The sequence below is a fragment of the Microcoleus pseudofavosus SVA1_A4 genome (assembly GCF_036700565.1).
Classification (GTDB): Bacteria; Cyanobacteriota; Cyanobacteriia; order Cyanobacteriales; family Microcoleaceae; genus Microcoleus.
Genome location: NZ_JAUBPE010000003.1, coordinates 1 through 16,038, shown reverse-complemented (window position 1 = coordinate 16,038; position 16,038 = coordinate 1). Strand labels below are relative to the sequence as shown.

10 protein-coding genes are annotated in these 16,038 nt (G+C 47.1%); all 10 read left to right on the top strand.

Annotated features, from left to right (window positions below):
• The first annotated feature begins 591 nt into the window (after window positions 1-591).
• The 10 genes from QUA02_RS01930 (at window position 592) to QUA02_RS01885 (ending at window position 15,973) form a co-directional block, all read left to right on the top strand.
• Window positions 592-4,344, top strand: a complete 3,753-nt coding sequence (locus tag QUA02_RS01930) for a response regulator (protein ID WP_333024866.1) — start codon at window positions 592-594, stop codon at window positions 4,342-4,344.
• On the top strand, window positions 4,337-4,711 hold the full coding sequence (locus QUA02_RS01925) for a response regulator (RefSeq protein WP_333024865.1): 375 nt from the start codon (window positions 4,337-4,339) through the stop codon (window positions 4,709-4,711). Before QUA02_RS01930 ends, QUA02_RS01925 begins: the two co-directional genes overlap by 8 nt.
• Window positions 4,708-5,766: an adenylate/guanylate cyclase domain-containing protein gene (locus QUA02_RS01920; RefSeq protein WP_333024863.1), complete on the top strand. Its 1,059-nt coding sequence runs from the start codon at window positions 4,708-4,710 to the stop codon at window positions 5,764-5,766. Before QUA02_RS01925 ends, QUA02_RS01920 begins: the two co-directional genes overlap by 4 nt.
• A 140-nt stretch (window positions 5,767-5,906) precedes the next feature.
• The gene (locus QUA02_RS01915) at window positions 5,907-6,425 is read left to right on the top strand and encodes a Ycf51 family protein (RefSeq protein ID WP_333024861.1); all 519 of its coding nucleotides are present in this window, start codon (window positions 5,907-5,909) and stop codon (window positions 6,423-6,425) included.
• 146 nt (window positions 6,426-6,571) lie between these two features.
• Window positions 6,572-7,915 (top strand): ATP-binding protein, encoded by a 1,344-nt coding sequence (locus QUA02_RS01910; protein WP_333024859.1) that lies wholly within the window; start codon window positions 6,572-6,574, stop codon window positions 7,913-7,915.
• Window positions 7,912-10,002, top strand: coding sequence for a tetratricopeptide repeat protein (locus tag QUA02_RS01905; protein WP_333024857.1), 2,091 nt, complete (start codon window positions 7,912-7,914; stop codon window positions 10,000-10,002). The genes QUA02_RS01910 and QUA02_RS01905 overlap by 4 nt, the downstream gene beginning before the upstream one ends.
• A 219-nt stretch (window positions 10,003-10,221) precedes the next feature.
• Entirely contained in the window at window positions 10,222-10,902 is a 681-nt protein-coding gene (locus QUA02_RS01900) for a Uma2 family endonuclease (RefSeq protein ID WP_333024855.1), read from the top strand.
• A gap of 314 nt (window positions 10,903-11,216) precedes the next feature.
• A complete protein-coding gene (locus QUA02_RS01895) occupies window positions 11,217-12,419 on the top strand; it encodes a tetratricopeptide repeat protein (RefSeq protein ID WP_333024853.1) in 1,203 nt (400 codons plus the stop codon).
• Window positions 12,420-12,498: 79 nt separating this feature from the next.
• Complete coding sequence (locus QUA02_RS01890) at window positions 12,499-14,022, top strand: carboxypeptidase M32 (RefSeq protein WP_333025097.1); 1,524 nt, start codon at window positions 12,499-12,501, stop codon at window positions 14,020-14,022.
• A 130-nt stretch (window positions 14,023-14,152) separates the two neighbouring features.
• Complete coding sequence (locus QUA02_RS01885; RefSeq protein WP_333024851.1) at window positions 14,153-15,973, top strand: sucrose synthase; 1,821 nt, start codon at window positions 14,153-14,155, stop codon at window positions 15,971-15,973.
• The last annotated feature ends 65 nt before the right edge of the window (window positions 15,974-16,038 follow it).

The following is a 16,038-nucleotide window of genomic DNA, read 5'->3' as shown; positions in this document are numbered from 1 at the left end:
GCAATGTAGGGGATGTAACGGATGGAAGGCAGAATGCAGAAGGCAGAAGCAATATAATAACTCATCTTTTAGCCATTAAGAACGTCCTAACCTTCGGACACGGTTGCTATAATTTATCACATTTTATTAACTCATTTTTTTACTATTTTTTGGCTAAGATAGAGGTATGATATGATGTTGTGGTATCTAACCATAATTAAGTTTGCAGTAAGTACGAAAAGTCCTGAAATTGTTTCCGCTTCATCGGAATAATAATTTTTCCAGTACAGTGCGATCGTCCCGCGAGCGAGTGCAAGGCAGCAACCCAAGTTTTGAGTGTAAGTTCACTTGATAAGAGGATATTATTTTTGAGGGTGCTGCCGACATTCAGATTATTGATTTGTTGACAAGCCTTAAAAGTTCTGATAATCAATATAATTAGCGCAGTTGGAAAGATTTGGGATACCAGAGACGATCGATCGGCTTTTCGATAAAACCTGTGATTTGCTTTGCTCGCGTACCTTTACCTTTCCACTAACCCTATAGCTGCCTATATATATTATTAATTAAAAAGATATACTGTAGAAAGTTGCCTACAAAGCGCCAGAAAATATGCACCCCCACCTCCAGCGCCAACTCGAACAGCTTGGTTTAGCCGGCGAATCTCCCCCTCCTACTGCACAGCAGTGGCAGCTATTCTTAGAGCAGGTAAGTTGTAGCTATGACGGAGTTCCGAGTCAGCAAGAACTTCAGCAGCAGGATTGTTTGAACTCCGAGACGGGGGCGCTAAAAGATTTAACCCACTCGCGGCAGTCCCCTCAAGACTCTCCAGCAGCTTCAGAAATCGATCGACTGCGGGCAACTGTCAACAGTTTGGGGGCGGGATTGTGTATCCTTGACGCCAAGGGGTTTGTCCTCTCGGTGAATCCAGAGGCCGAACGCTTGCTGGGGTGGCGACAGTCGGAACTTGCAGGCGTTTCGCTGCTAGAACGCATCGGGAAGCAAAACAAAGGCAAGAAATCCCACGTTTTGACCGATCGAGTAAGTAAAAGTGAAGATAGGCCGATCGCACCTACACTATCTTTACAAGAGGCGATCGCCTCCGGTCAACCTTGCAGCAATTGGGACGACGGGTTTCTGTGCCGCGACGGCAAGATTTTACCAGTTTCCTATTTTTTCAATCCCGCAGTTGAGGGTGGCGAAATATCAGTCTTGGTGTTTTTTGACATTAGAGAACACAAGCGATCGATCTCGATGCTGCAAGCAGTTATAGAATCTACAGATGCTGGAATTCTCGCGGTTGACAGAAACGGCAATGTATGCAATTATAATCAGAAATTTGTCGAGATGTGGGGTTTGTCCGCGAGCCAAGGAAAGTTGAGCCGATCGACCTTCGGCACTGTCAAAAAACTGCTCGAAACAGGATTTCCCAACGCCCGGGAACAATTAAAAGACCCCCAAGGATTTCTCGAAAACGCGATGAAAGTGTCGGCAGATCCAGATACTCAAATCAGCGACTTATTAGAATTTAAAGACGGAAAAATTTTTGAATTAAATTCGTTACCCTCAAAAGTCGGAGCGAACACAGTCGGCCGAGTCTGGAGCTTTCGAGACGTTACCGATCGCCAAAAAGTAGCACGATCTTTGCAGTATCGAGTAGAATTCAATCAGTTGATTGCCAGTTTGTCAACCGATTTAATCGGCCAGCCCGGATCGGAAATAGACAAAAACATCGATCGAGTCTTGGAAGCAATCGCCACATTCCTCGGCTTTGACCGCAGTTACATCTACCTCTTATCTGAAGACAAAACCCGCGCCGACAAAACCTACGAGTGGTGCGCCGACGGCATTCCCGCAATAAAAAAAGACAGCGCAGACAAACAAATAGAGCTCGCACAAATCCCTTGGATCGCCCAAAAGCTCGATCGCGCCGAATGCCTCCACGTCCCCGAAATCGGCCTCCTCCCGCCCTCCGCCAAAGCCGAAATTGCCTGTTTGACAGGCAAAAATGCCGCAGAATTCCTGACAGACTCCCCATCCCTCTGGGCCAATCAAACAGCAACCGCCTCAACAGATTCGATCGCAAATTCCCCAAACACAGAATCAAACCAACCTCAAAAAAATCTGCAATCGCTGATAATTATTCCCCTAATTTGCAGTAAAAACCTCGTAGGATTTCTCGGATTCGACACTTGCAAACCCGCAGCAGGTCGTGAAGCGAAGCTATCCCGTTCCCCGCAGGAGTTCCCGAAGGGTAGGGAATCGATCGAAGAAATATCCACCGTGCTAAAAATAGTAGGAGAAACAATCGCCAATGCCCTAAAACGCCAAGAAGCAGAATTAGCCTTGAGACAAGCCGAAACAAAATACCGCAGCATCTTTGAAAACGCAGTCGAAGGCATATTCCAGACAACCCCGGAGGGACGCTACCTCAGCGCCAACTCCGCACTGGCCGAGATTTACGGCTACGAAACAGTCGGCCAAATGCTAGCCGAACTCACAGATATCAACCGCCAACTTTACGTTAACCCCAATCGGCGCGCCGAATTTGTGGCGCAATTGGCCGCGCGCCGCCAAGTGTCAAAATTTGAATCCCAAATATACCGCCTTGACGGCAGCACGATCTGGATTTCCGAAAACGCCCGCAGCATCTGCGACGAAAATGGCAGCGTTTTATACTACGAAGGCACTGTCACCGACATCACCGATCGCAAACAGGCAGAATCCGCCATGCAGTCGGCCCTAGAAGCAGCAGAATCAGCCAACCGGGCAAAAAGCACATTTCTCGCCAACATGAGCCACGAACTGCGTACGCCCCTCAACGCCATCATCGGCTACAGCGAAATGCTCAAAGAAGAAGCCGAAGAATTGGGCAGTTGCGAATCCGTCCCCGACCTCGAAAAAATCTGCAACGCAGGGAAACACCTGCTGTCCCTGATCGACGACATTCTAGATATCTCTAAAATTGAAGCAGGCCGAATGGATCTCTACTTAGAAACCTTCGACATCCATGCCTTAATTGAAAGCGCAGTCGCCACGGCGAGGCCGCTGGTCGAAAAAAACAGCAACACCCTAGAATTCTACTGTCCCGACAACCTCGGTACCATGCACGCGGACATGACCAAAGTCCGGCAAGTGCTGCTGAATCTGCTCAGCAACGCTGCCAAGTTTACCAAAAACGGGAGAATTGCGATCGGAGTCGAAACAATTAAAAATGAACAATTAAGAATGAAAAATCAAGAGGAATCTTCCCAAATTTTAATTTCCAACTCCGAATTTTTAAGTTTCCGCGTCGCCGACACCGGCATCGGCATGACACAAGAGCAATTGCAGCGAGTTTTCCAACCTTTCACCCAAGCTGACGCCTCGACTACCCGCAAGTACGGCGGCACCGGTTTGGGATTAGCTATCAGCCAGCGCTTCTGTCAGATGATGGGCGGCAGCATTGAGGCGAGCAGCACGCCGGGCTCCGGCACCACTTTCACCGTACTCTTACCCCGCGCCATCAAACACCCGGAAATCCCCAACAACGTCCGCGACAGCACTAGCTCTCCCTGCGCCTCCGGTGTCGGCACGGTGCTGGTAGTTGACGACGACCCGATCTCGCGGGATTTGATCCAGCGCGCCCTCGCTCGCCAAGGACTGCACGTAGAAGTCGCCGGCGGGGGCGAGCAAGCTCTCAGACTCGCTAAGCAACTGCGGCCGGACGCGATTACCCTCGATGTGATCATGCCCGGAATGGACGGGTGGGCTGTGCTTTCGGCCCTGAAGGCCGATCCTGACCTTGCCGACATTCCCGTAATCCTGCTATCCTTTGTTGGCAACAAAAGCCTCGGCTTTGCATTGGGCGCTTCGGACTACCTCACCAAACCAGTGGACGGCAAACGGCTGGCTGCCTTGTTGAACAAGTACCGACGCGACCAAGACGGCGTTGCGGCTAACAGCTTGCCCTGTCAGATATTAGTTGTGGAAGATGACGATACCACGCGCAAAATACTGCGGCGCATACTAGAAAAAAAAGGCTGGGCAGTGGCGGAAGCTGACAGCGGACGCGGTGCTCTCGAACAGCTAGAAGTTTCTCGCCCGCACCTCATCTTGCTGGATTTGATGCTGCCAGAAATGGATGGTTTTGAGTTGATCGCCGAACTTCGCAAGTCGCATTCTGGAGATCCTATACCGATTGTGGTGATTACTGCTAAAGACCTGACGACCGCCGAAAGCCAGCAGCTCAACGGCTATGTCGATCGAGTGCTGCAAAAGGGAGTCTACAGTTGCGATATTTTGCTGCGCGATGTTCGCTCTATAGTGAATGACAGGCTCGATCGCAGGTACGACTCGAAAGGCAAGGAGAACACCAATGGCTAAAATCCTGTTGGTCGAAGATAACGAAATGAATAGGGATATGCTTTCTAGGCGTCTGGCCCGCAAGGGACACGAGGTCTTTATTGCTGTTGACGGTGCTCAGGGGGTGTCGATGGCGCGATCGAAAGTACCGGATTTGATTCTGATGGATATGAGTCTGCCGGTTCTCGACGGGTGGCAAGCAACCCAGCAAATTAAGGCTGCTCCTGAAACTAGCACGATTCCGGTGATTGCCTTGACGGCTCACGCGATGGCGGGCGATCGTGAAAAGTGTCTGGCCGCCGGCTGCGACGACTACGACACCAAACCGGTCGAGTTTCCCCGACTTTTGGGTAAGATTGAAATGCTTCTAAAAGAGGCTATGACATGAAAGGTGACGAGGGCAGCGTGCTGGTTGTTGACGACAATGAGGTGAACCGCGATTTGCTGGCCCGCCGACTTCAGCGTCAAGGCCACGCGGTGAGTGTTGCTGAAGATGGTCTCCAAGCTCTGGAAATGATGCGAAGCGAGCCTTTTGATTTGGTTCTCCTCGACATTATGATGCCGCAAATGAACGGCTATCAAGTGCTCGAAAGTCTGAAGGCGGACGAGAATTTGCGCCACATCCCGGTGATTATGATTTCGGCAGTGGACGATATCGACAGTATTGTCCGCTGTATTGAATTGGGGGCGGAGGATTATCTTTCTAAACCTTTCAATCCGGTTTTGCTCAAGGCTCGGATTAGTGCTTGTCTGGAAAAGAAGCGGCTGCGGGATAAGGAGCAGACGTATTTACGGGAGTTGGCCGAGGAAAAGGAAAAGTCCGAGCGTTTGCTGCTGAATATTTTACCAGGCCCGATCGCGCAGCGCCTCAAACAAGGGGAAATTACGATCGCCGACAGTTTCGCTGATGTAACAGTGATGTTTGCCGATTTGGTCGGTTTTACCAAGCTTTCGGCTCATTTGTCGCCGGCCCAGTTGGTGGAGTTGCTCAACGAGATTTTTTCGGCTTTTGACGAGTTGGCCGATCGCTACGGACTTGAGAAAATTAAGACGATCGGCGATGCTTATATGGTGGTTGGCGGTTTGCCGAGGCCCAGCGACAACCACGCCGAGGCGATCGCAGAAATGGCGATCGACATTCAAGCGACAATTGCTAATATGCGCACTAAGGGCGATCGGTCACTCAGTATCCGCATCGGCATTCATACAGGCCCGGTGGAAGCTGGGGTAATCGGTACTAAAAAGTTTACCTACGATTTGTGGGGAGATACGGTAAATACAGCTTCCCGGATGGAATCTCAAGGCGTCCCCGGCGGCATTCAGGTGACAGTTGCTACCTACGAGCGGCTGCGGGATAAGTACGTTTTTGAGGAGCGCGGCGTGATTCCGGTGAAAGGCAAAGGCGATATGATGACTTATCTGCTTGTGGGCCGAAAGGCTTAATTAATCATTGGGCATTGGGCATTGGGCATTGGGCATTGGGCATCGGGTATCGATAACTAATATCAACAGTTAACAGTCAACAGTCAACAGTCAACAGTTAACAGTCAACAGTCAACAGTCAACAGTCAACAAATTATCAAATGAACGTAAATTCTAATCTTTTAATGTACGCCCAATGGGCGGGAATTCTGACAGCAGTCTTGGCTGTTGTGACAGTGCTGGCTTTTATCTTCAAATGGGGTTTTCGCTTCCGATTGGTAGGAGTGACAAGCTTTATGGGCGTAGTCGCTGCAAGTATATTCGGTCTGGGTTTGGGACTATTTACTCGCACAGAAATTCCGGGTGCGGTTCGCTATTCTTTAGTTTACGATACAGGCGGCGCTCAAACAGTAGTTACCGTGCCACCGACGATTACCGAATCCGAGTTAGAAGCAACGATGCAGCAAGTGGCTGCGGATTTGTACTCTCCAGGGCGATCGGGACGGGGAAGAGACTACATGACAATCCGGGTTCGTACAGTTGTACATCCTGAACCAGGGCTGTCGCAGCCGCTGTTTTTGGGCGAGGTGAGGCGATCGCTCGCGACTCGTTATGATGACAAAATGGCGATCGAAATCTTCCCCGAAAAAGTTGCTATTCTGAAAAAATATCAAGCTTAAAAGTAGTGATTGTTGGGTGCGCGATGTGCACCCAGCCTTTTGCATAGATTCGATCGCTCTTCTTATAATTATCTGGGTTTATCCGTGTTCATCTGCCTTAAATCTGCGGTTGAGCCTATAAAAAACCAAAAATACCAAAAAAAATTATGACTCAAAATACAGAACAACTACTAACAGACCTCACCGATGCCTTTAACCCATTTTATCCATTACCCGCAGGCGACCCGCAATATGTTGACTGTCAAGAAGTGCGAGGAGATGACAATATTACCCTAGACTTGGGCCGCAACATTCAGCGTTCCAAACAGATGACTTATCAGTATCAGTTATACGCCGGACACCGGGGGGCGGGAAAGTCAACCGAATTGCTGCGCCTAGAGGATCATCTAAAAAACCAAGGTTATTTTGTCGTTTATTTCGCTGCTGACGAACAAGATATCAATCCCGAAGATACAGAATATACAGATATTTTGCTCGCTTGCACCAGGCACTTTTTAGAAGCAATTAAAGATGCTGACCCAAAACCTTTGCGCGATTGGATGGAAAGCCGCTGGAACGATTTAAAAGATTTAGCCCTGTCAGAAGTATCTTTTGAAACATTGAACTTAGAGATGCAAATTTCTCAGTTTGCCAAACTGACGGCGAATGTGAGAAACGAACCGAGTTTGCGCCAAAAAATTCGAGAAAAAGTTAATCCCTACACATTAACGCTGATTGATGCGTTGAATGAGTTTATTGTCAATGCTAAAAATAAATTGCCCAGCAAATATTCAAAACTGGTTGTGATAGCCGATAATTTAGATCGGATTGTGCCGTTTTCCAAAGACCTAGGGGGACGTAGCAATCTCGATGAAATTTTCTTAGACCGCAGCGAACAACTCAAAGCTTTAAAATGTCACGTAGTTTACACCGTACCGATTTCGATGGTGCATTCTAACCGCGCTGCTGATTTAAGCAATAATTATAGCAATCCTCCCCAAGTGCTACCGATGATTATGGTACGCAAACCCGACGGTGAAGTTCACCCGCCGGGACTTGCTAAAATGAAAGAGTTGATTGAGAAGCGGGTAAAACAAGTTGATCCGCATTTATCTTTAGAAACAGATTTTTTTGACACCGCAGAAACTCTAGAAGGGCTGTGTTTGATGAGTGGAGGTCACGTCAGGAATTTGATGTTGATGATGCAAGAAGCTATCAAGAAGACGGATAATTTGCCCATTACTGCGAAAGCAGCGAAAAGGGCAATTACGAACCTGCGAGATGTCTACCGCAAAACTGCCGGACAAAATGAATGGTCTATTTTAGCAAAAGTATCTCTTTCTCGTCGGATACTGAATGACGAACAGCACCGCAATTTGCTATTTAGTCGCTGTATTTTGGAATACAGATACTATGACGATGAAGGAGAAATGCAGCCTTGGTATGATGTTCACCCGCTAATTAAAGGCATTCAGGAATTTAAGGAAGCAGTCGCACTACTTCAGCCATGAAACCAGAAGTAATTGATTGGGACGAAGATTTACCACCAGCAGAACCGGAGGAAGAATATCGAGATTTGGTACGCACTATCAAGCGGACAAAAGGCTTTAGCTTGTTATTTGTGGAGTGTTCGCCGGCGCAGGGAGAACGCTGGATTGCTAGAGTTAAAAGAGATATTCCGCAGCAAAAAATTGAGGTTTTGCGGCTGAAGGAATCGGTTTATGATTTTTACAATCTAATTGAAGAGTTGCCAAATCGCGATCGCATCAATGTCCTCTTTGTCCAAGGTTTAGAATATTCACTTTATGAATACGAACAAGAGAAAAAGGATATCGGCTGGGAAAGTAATGATATTTACTCTTACAGTTGGCGGGGAGTGCCGCCTGTTTTAATTAATTTAAACCAGCAGCGAGAACGATTTCGAGATAATTTTAAAATCTGTTTTGTTTTTCTGTTGCCTAAGTTTGCTATTGATTATTTTATTCAGCGGGCACCTGATTTCTTTGATTGGCGATCGAGTTTATTTAAGTTGTCAATGGATAAAGAACTGCTGCAACTAGAATCAATGCAAGCTTGTTGGGAAAGATGGAAGCAAGAAGATTATCTAGCTTTGACTCCCCAAGAACGGAAACGGGAACTGGTGAGGATTCAATCTTTAATTGATGAGGATGGGCAAACACCCGAACAACAAGCTGGATTGTTTTTTGAACAAGGTTTATTGCATGACTCTGCTGAAGAATACGCAAAAGCCCTCGCATCCTACGACAAAGCCTTAGAAATCAAACCAGATACAGACGCAGCCTGGAATAATCGGGGTCTTGCAATGTATAATTTAGGAAGATTGGAAGAAGCCCTCGCCTCATTCGACAAAGCCTTAGAATTAAAACCAAATTATTACGAAGCCTGGAACAATCGGGGCTCTGCAATGTATAATTTAGGAAGATTAGAAGCAGCCATAGCCTCCTTCGACAAAGCTTTAGAAATCAAACCAGATGACGACGCAGCCTGGAACAATCGGGGCAGTGCACTGGGTAACTTAGGAAGATTAGAAGCAGCGATAGCCTCCTTCGACAAAGCCTTAGAATTCAAACCAGAGGATCACGAAGCCTGGTACAATCTGGGCATTGCGCTGGGTAATTTAGGAAGGCTTGAAGAAGCGATAGCCTCCTTCGACAAAGCCTTAGAATTAAAAGCAGATTCATACGAAGCCTGGAACAATCGGGGCCCTGCACTGGGTAATTTAGGAAGATGGGAAGAAGCGATAGCCTCCTACGACAAAGCCTTAGAATTAAAAGCAGATTCATGCGAAGCCTGGAACAATCGGGGCTATGCACTGAGTAATTTAGGAAGATGGGAAGAAGCGATAGCCTCCTACGACAAAGCCTTAGAAATCAAACCAGATAAACAGGAAGCCTGGAACAATCGGGGTACGGCACTTGGTAATTTAGGAAGATGGGAAGAATCGATAGCCTCCTACGACAAAGCCTTAGAATTAAAAGCAGATTCATACGAAGCCTGGAACAATCGGGGCGTTGCACTGGATGATTTAGGAAGATGGGAAGAAGCGATAGCATCCTACGACAAAGCCTTAGAAATTAAACCTGATTTACAAGCAGCCTGGAACAATCGGGGCAATGTACTGGGTAATTTAGGAAGATTAGAAGAAGCGATAGCCTCCTACGACAAAGCCTTAGAAATTAAACCTGATTCATACGAAGCCTGGTACTATCGGGGCATTGCGCTGGGTAATTTAGGAAGATTGGAAGAAGCGATATCCTCCTTCGACAAAGCATTAGAAATTAAACCAAATTCTCACGAATCCTGGAACTATCGGGGCTATGCACTGGGTAATTTAGGAAGATTAGAAGCAGCCATCGCCTCCTTCTACAAAGCCTTAGAAATCAAACCAGATGATGACGCAACATTTTATAATAAAGCTTGCTGCTATGCGTTACATAGTCAGATTGACCAAGCGATTCAGAATTTGCAGCAAGCGATCAATCTGAATCCTGACAAATACCGAGAGATGGCAAAAACTGACTCGGATTTTGACAGCATTCGATCGCATACTCGGTTTCAAGCCTTGATTCAAGGATAGATAAACAGAGTCCAGATTTCCTGGCTAAATCTGGATTCTAAAAAGCTTACAAGCACTTTCAAAAATAGTACAATTAAACTTAAACGACTTACAGGCTCAGACGAAAGAAACCGGGTTTTTGCCGAATCTGGGAGTTGTAACGCGTCTTTTCGTAAAAAACCCGGTTTCTGGCCACTCATGCGTAAGTCCTGAATTAGATACTTCTCGGAGACAACTACTATGCAAGTCACAACCCAAGAAATCATTTATCCTTCCAGCGACGGTCAACCAATGGCAGAAAGCACAATTCAATACGAATTAATTGTCAAAATCAAAGAAGGTTGCGAATCGCTGTTTAAAGATGACCCAAACGTTTTTGTAGCCGCCGATTTACTCTGGTATCCCGTTGAGGGGAGACCAGATATTTCTCAAGCACCTGATACGATGGTGATATTTGGGAGGCCAAAGGGCGATCGCCTTTCCTACATACAATATCGAGAGGATAATATTGGCCCTCAAGTCGTCTTTGAGATTCGCTCCCACAACGACAGCAACACTAAAATGAATAAGAAACTTTCATTTTACCAGCGTCATGGAGTTGAGGAGTATTACCTTTACGATCCAGAAAGAAATGAGTTGGAAGGTTGGCAAAGAATTGAGGGAGATTTAGAAGTAATTGAGCCGATGGAGGGATGGATTAGTCCGAGATTAGGTGTGCGATTTGAGTTGGGAGAAGATGGGTTAGAAATTTATCGACCTAATGGAGAAAAGTTTCTTTCCTATGGGGAATTAGAAGAAGAGAGGTTATTAGATCGTCAGCGCCTACAACAAGCAGATCAAAGAGCCGAACAAGCAAATCAAATTGCTCAACGTTTAGCTGCTAAACTGCGCGAATTGAACATCGATCCAGATAGCATTTAACGAATAAATGCTAAGAAACTGGTTTGTTTGAGAAATCGGGTTTCTGGCGATCGCGGTTATTTGTGCTTTTAACGTAATCCTGTCAGCCCGATCGCCCTTTCCTCTTTTCTACGCAATCAGCCAAAAAAATAGTATTAATCTATACCTACAAATCCCTGCTCTAGAATTATAATGAAAAAAAATGAAAAAGTTCCCAAAATCCTGTAAAATTGCGATAAATAACCAAATAATATCGATCGAAAGCACTCACAGGCGAAAAAGATCGCATATAAAAAAGAAAAGAATCAATTTAACAGAAAATGAGGTAAAACCCCTTGCAAAAATTAGCTAGTATAGAAAAGCCGATCGCTCCTGGGGAAAAACCCATAGAACTCAACTCCCAAAACCCTCAAACTTGGTTCGATCGCGGCAACGCCCTAGAAGCAATGGGACGATTCCAAGCTGCGATCGAATCCTGGGAAAAAGCGATCGAACTCGAACCAACATTTTATGAAGCGCGGTACAACCAAGGCGTAGCCCTCCGAAAATTGGGACAGCTAGAAGAAGCGATCGCAGCCTACAACAAATCTATAAAAATTAAACCCAACCATCCAGAAGCGTGGTACAATCGCGCCAACGTTTTGCGGAAGCTCAACAGACTCTCAGAAGCGATCGCATCCTACGAAAAGGCGATCGAAATCAAGCCAGACTACCACGAAGCTTGGACGAACCGCGGCAACACCCTCGTCAGCTTAGAAAAATTCTCAGAAGCGATCGACTCCTACGAGAAAGCTATAGCCATCAAACCAGACTACTGCGAAGCTTGGTACAACAAAGCATTTACCCTCAGAAAATCCGACCAAAATACAGGGGCGATCGCATCCTACGACAAAGCGATCGAACTCAAACCAGACTTGCATCAAGCCTGGTACAACCGCGGCTTAGCCCTAGCCGACGAAAAACTCTACCCGGAAGCCGTCGCCTCTTACGACAAAACCCTGCAACTGCGGCCGAATTCCCCCGAAGCCTGGAACAAACGCGGCACGGCGATCGCACAAATGGGACAATTTGAAGCAGCGATCGCATCCTGGGACAAAGCCCTCGCACTCAAGCCAAACGACAGCGAAACCTGGTACAACCGCGGCTTAGCCTTCGCCAACTTACAACGCTTTGAAGAAGCAATTGCTTCTTGGGACAAAACCCTAGAGTTGGAGCCCGACAACACCGAAGCCTGGTACAACCGCGCCGTAGCCCTCAAAAAAATTCAACGATTTACCGAAGCCATCGCCTCCTACGATAAAATCATCGCACTCAACCCCGACGATCCAAACCTGTACTATCAAAAAGCTTGCGTTTACGCCCTGGAAAAACAAGCAGGCGATCGCACTCTTAGCCCCGAAGCCTTAGCAACCATCACCGACAAAGCGATCGAAAACCTGTCAAAGGCGATCGAACTCAATCCGAACAAATACCGGAAACTGTGCAAAAATGACTCGAAATTGCGTACAATACGGGAAGAAGTGCGGTTTTTAGCTTGATTTCAGGGTAGCAATGATTGATGGATACCGATGCCGCACTGCAACCTTTTTAGGAAAAACAGCACCACAAACCCCAATCATGCAAACCCTAGACAAAACTCAAGCAAAATTCGCTCAACTCGCAGCCCACCTCAGAGAAATTACCGACATCGAATCAGCCTCGTCCCTGCTGCACTGGGATCAAGCAACCTATATGCCCGCCAAAGGTGCAAGTGCCAGAGGCCGCCAGTTGGCCACACTCAAACAAATATCCCACGAAAAATTTACCGACCCCAAAATTGGCGAACTCCTAGAAGACTTGCGTTTCTACGAACAAACCCTCCCCTACGACTCCACCGCAGCCAGCCTGATCCGCATCGCCCGCAGAGACTACCATCGCGCCGCCAGAGTCCCCGCAGCCTTCATGTCCGCACTCTGCCGCCACCAAGCCGACTGCTACGAAGCTTGGGCTACAGCCAAAGCAGCCAACAACTTCGCAGCCGTCGAGCCCTATCTCGAAAAAACCCTAGAATTAAGCAGGCAGTACGCCGACTTTTTCCCCGGATACGAACATATCGCCGATCCTTTGATCGATCGCAGCGACTACGGCATGAAAGTATCTTTGCTGCGCCCGCTTTTCGCCCAACTGCGTCAAGAATTAGTGCCGATAGTCGAAGCCATCACCTCCCAACCTCCCGCCGACGACTCCTGCTTGCACCAAAACTTCCCAGAATCCCAACAACTAGAATTCACCCGCACAGTCGTAGAACGCATGGGGTACGACTTCCAGCGGGGACGGCAAGACACCACCCTGCACCCGTTCATGACCAACTTCTCCATAGACGACGTGCGCATCACCACCCGCGTCTACGAAGATCACCTGGATCAAGCACTCTTCAGCAGCATCCACGAAGCCGGACACGCCCTCTACGAACTCGGAAATTCCCCGGAATTTGAAGGCACGCTTCTGGCTGGCGGCATTTCCTCCGGCGTGCACGAAAGTCAGTCGCGACTTTGGGAAAATTTGGTCGGGCGCAGCCGCGGTTTTTGGGAATGTTTTTACCCGCAACTCCAAAGCCTATTTTCGCGGCAGTTGGGCGACGTATCCCCAGACGCATTTTACCGCGCAATTAACAAAGTCTCGCGATCGCTCGTCCGCACCGACGCTGACGAAGTAACCTACAACCTCCACGTCGCCATCCGCTTTGACCTCGAATTGGCAATGGTAGAAGGAAAACTAGCAGTGCGGGATCTCCCCGAAGCCTGGAACGAACGCTATAAAACTGACCTCGGCGTTGTCCCCGCCACCGACAGCGAAGGCGCTATGCAAGATGTTCACTGGTATGTCGGTACGATCGGCGGAATGTTCCAAGGTTACACCCTCGGCAACTTGATGAGCGCTCAATTCTACGAAACAGCAGTAAAAATCAATCCTGAAATTCCCGTAGAAATAGAACGTGGCAATTTTACCGTACTCCACGACTGGCTAAAACAAAATATCTATCAGCACGGCCGCAAATACACCGCCGTCGAATTGATCGATCGCGTTACCGGTTCACCTTTAAGTATCGATCCCTTTGTCCGTTACATTCGCCACAAATACGGAGAATTTTATGTCATTTGAGGGATAGCAAGTTCAGATTGCAGACTTTAAAATGACGTAAAAAAAGTAGCCCCCTAAAAAAATGGCGATACTGTTTGAGTATCGCCTAATTTCACAGCGCAAATCAAAAGTCTTAAATAAGGGAGTATGTATGTCGGAACTCTTTCAGGCTGTTATCGCCAGCGACGAAAAAACCGACTTGCGTCAGTTTGTCAGCGATTTACGCGCTGTGGGAAACAAATATTTACTGCGAAACGACATAGTTAACGCTTTTGCCGCCTACTGCACCAAATACGAAAAGCCCGAACAGTTCCATCAATCTTCTCTTTTAAGCAAACTGATTTACTACGTTCAGGAAATTATTCTCGAAGATGGCAGTCTTTGCGTCCTGCTGCGGCCAAAAATTGCTACAATGGAAATACTGCGAATTGCAGACGACTTGACTGTTGAGCAGATGACAGTGCAAGAATTGCTCGACGTGCGCGATCGCTTCGTCAACCATTTTCACCCCCAAGAAGGCGACATCCTCGAACTAGATTTCGGCCCGTTTTACGACTATTCCCCCTCCATTCGCGACCCCAAAAACATCGGCAAAGGAGTGCAATTCCTCAACCGATACCTGTCCAGCAAACTGTTTCAAGACCCCACACAATCGCAGGAAACTCTATTTAATTTCTTGGGCATTCACCGATACAACGGCGTACAATTACTAATTAACGATCGCATAAAATCCCAAGAACAACTTTCAGAACAAGTCAAAAAAGCCCTCACCTTAGTCAGCGAACTTTCTGAAGAAGAACCCTACGAAAGATTTCGATTAGTTCTGCAAATGATGGGTTTCGAGGCAGGTTGGGGAAATACCGCCGCCCGCGTGCATGAAACCCTAGGACTTCTTGACGAATTAATTGATTCCCCCGATCCGCAAACCCTAGAAGCATTTATTTCTCGCATCCCGATGATTTTCAACATTGTCCTAGTTTCTCCTCACGGCTGGTTCGGCCAAGAAGGAGTTTTGGGGCGGCCGGATACGGGAGGCCAGGTAGTTTATGTCCTCGATCAAGCTAAGAATCTAGAGAAACAATTGCAAGAAGACATTCATCTTGCCGGTCTCGATAGTTTAGGCGTAAAACCTAAAGTAATTATTCTCACCAGGTTAATTCCTAACAGCGACGGCACGCGCTGCAACGAACGTTTGGAAAAAGTTTACGGCACCGAAAATGCTTGGATTTTGCGGGTTCCCTTCCGCGAGTTCAATCCCAAACTGACTCAAAATTGGATTTCGAGATTCGAGATTTGGCCTTATTTGGAAACTTATGCGATCGATGCAGAGAAAGAACTGCTGGCTGAGTTTCATGGCAAGCCAGATTTAATTATTGGCAATTATTCCGACGGCAATTTAGTAGCATTTTTGCTATCGAGAAAGCTCAAAGTTACTCAGTGCAATATTGCCCACGCCCTGGAAAAATCTAAATATTTATTCAGCAATCTTTATTGGCAAGAATCTGAGGAAAAATACCATTTTGCACTGCAATTTACTGCGGATATAATTGCCATGAATGCGGCTAATTGTATTGTCAGTAGCACCTATCAAGAGATTGTGGGCAAAGCCGATAGTGTCGGGCAGTACGAATCTTACAATTGTTTTACCATGCCGGATTTGTACCACGTCGTCAACGGCATTGAACTGTTCAGCCCTAAATTCAACGTAGTGCCGCCGGGAGTTAACGAAAGCGTGTACTTTCCCTACACGCGGATAGAAGACAGGGTGCAAGGCGATCGCGATCGGCTCAACGAGTTACTTTTTACCCTGGAAGACCCCGAACAAGTCTTTGGAAAACTCGACGACCCGCAAAAGCGCCCTTTATTTTCGATGGCCAGGCTCGATCGCATTAAAAACCTGACAGGCTTAGCAGAATTGTTTGGAAAAAGCAAGGAATTGCAAGAAAAATGCAACTTAATTCGGCTCTCCTGAGTTTATGGTGTAAAATGTACCTACTAATACATTTACCGTTATGAGCTTCCATCTAGACTATCTAT

Coding starts and splice junctions, on each gene's coding strand:
- QUA02_RS01885 (WP_333024851.1), top strand. CDS start 14,153: ATGTCGGAACTCTTTCAGGCTGTTATCGCCAGCGACGAAAAAACCGAC.
- QUA02_RS01910 (WP_333024859.1), top strand. CDS start 6,572: ATGACTCAAAATACAGAACAACTACTAACAGACCTCACCGATGCCTTT.
- QUA02_RS01900 (WP_333024855.1), top strand. CDS start 10,222: ATGCAAGTCACAACCCAAGAAATCATTTATCCTTCCAGCGACGGTCAA.
- QUA02_RS01905 (WP_333024857.1), top strand. CDS start 7,912: ATGAAACCAGAAGTAATTGATTGGGACGAAGATTTACCACCAGCAGAA.
- QUA02_RS01890 (WP_333025097.1), top strand. CDS start 12,499: ATGCAAACCCTAGACAAAACTCAAGCAAAATTCGCTCAACTCGCAGCC.
- QUA02_RS01915 (WP_333024861.1), top strand. CDS start 5,907: ATGAACGTAAATTCTAATCTTTTAATGTACGCCCAATGGGCGGGAATT.
- QUA02_RS01930 (WP_333024866.1), top strand. CDS start 592: ATGCACCCCCACCTCCAGCGCCAACTCGAACAGCTTGGTTTAGCCGGC.
- QUA02_RS01920 (WP_333024863.1), top strand. CDS start 4,708: ATGAAAGGTGACGAGGGCAGCGTGCTGGTTGTTGACGACAATGAGGTG.
- QUA02_RS01925 (WP_333024865.1), top strand. CDS start 4,337: ATGGCTAAAATCCTGTTGGTCGAAGATAACGAAATGAATAGGGATATG.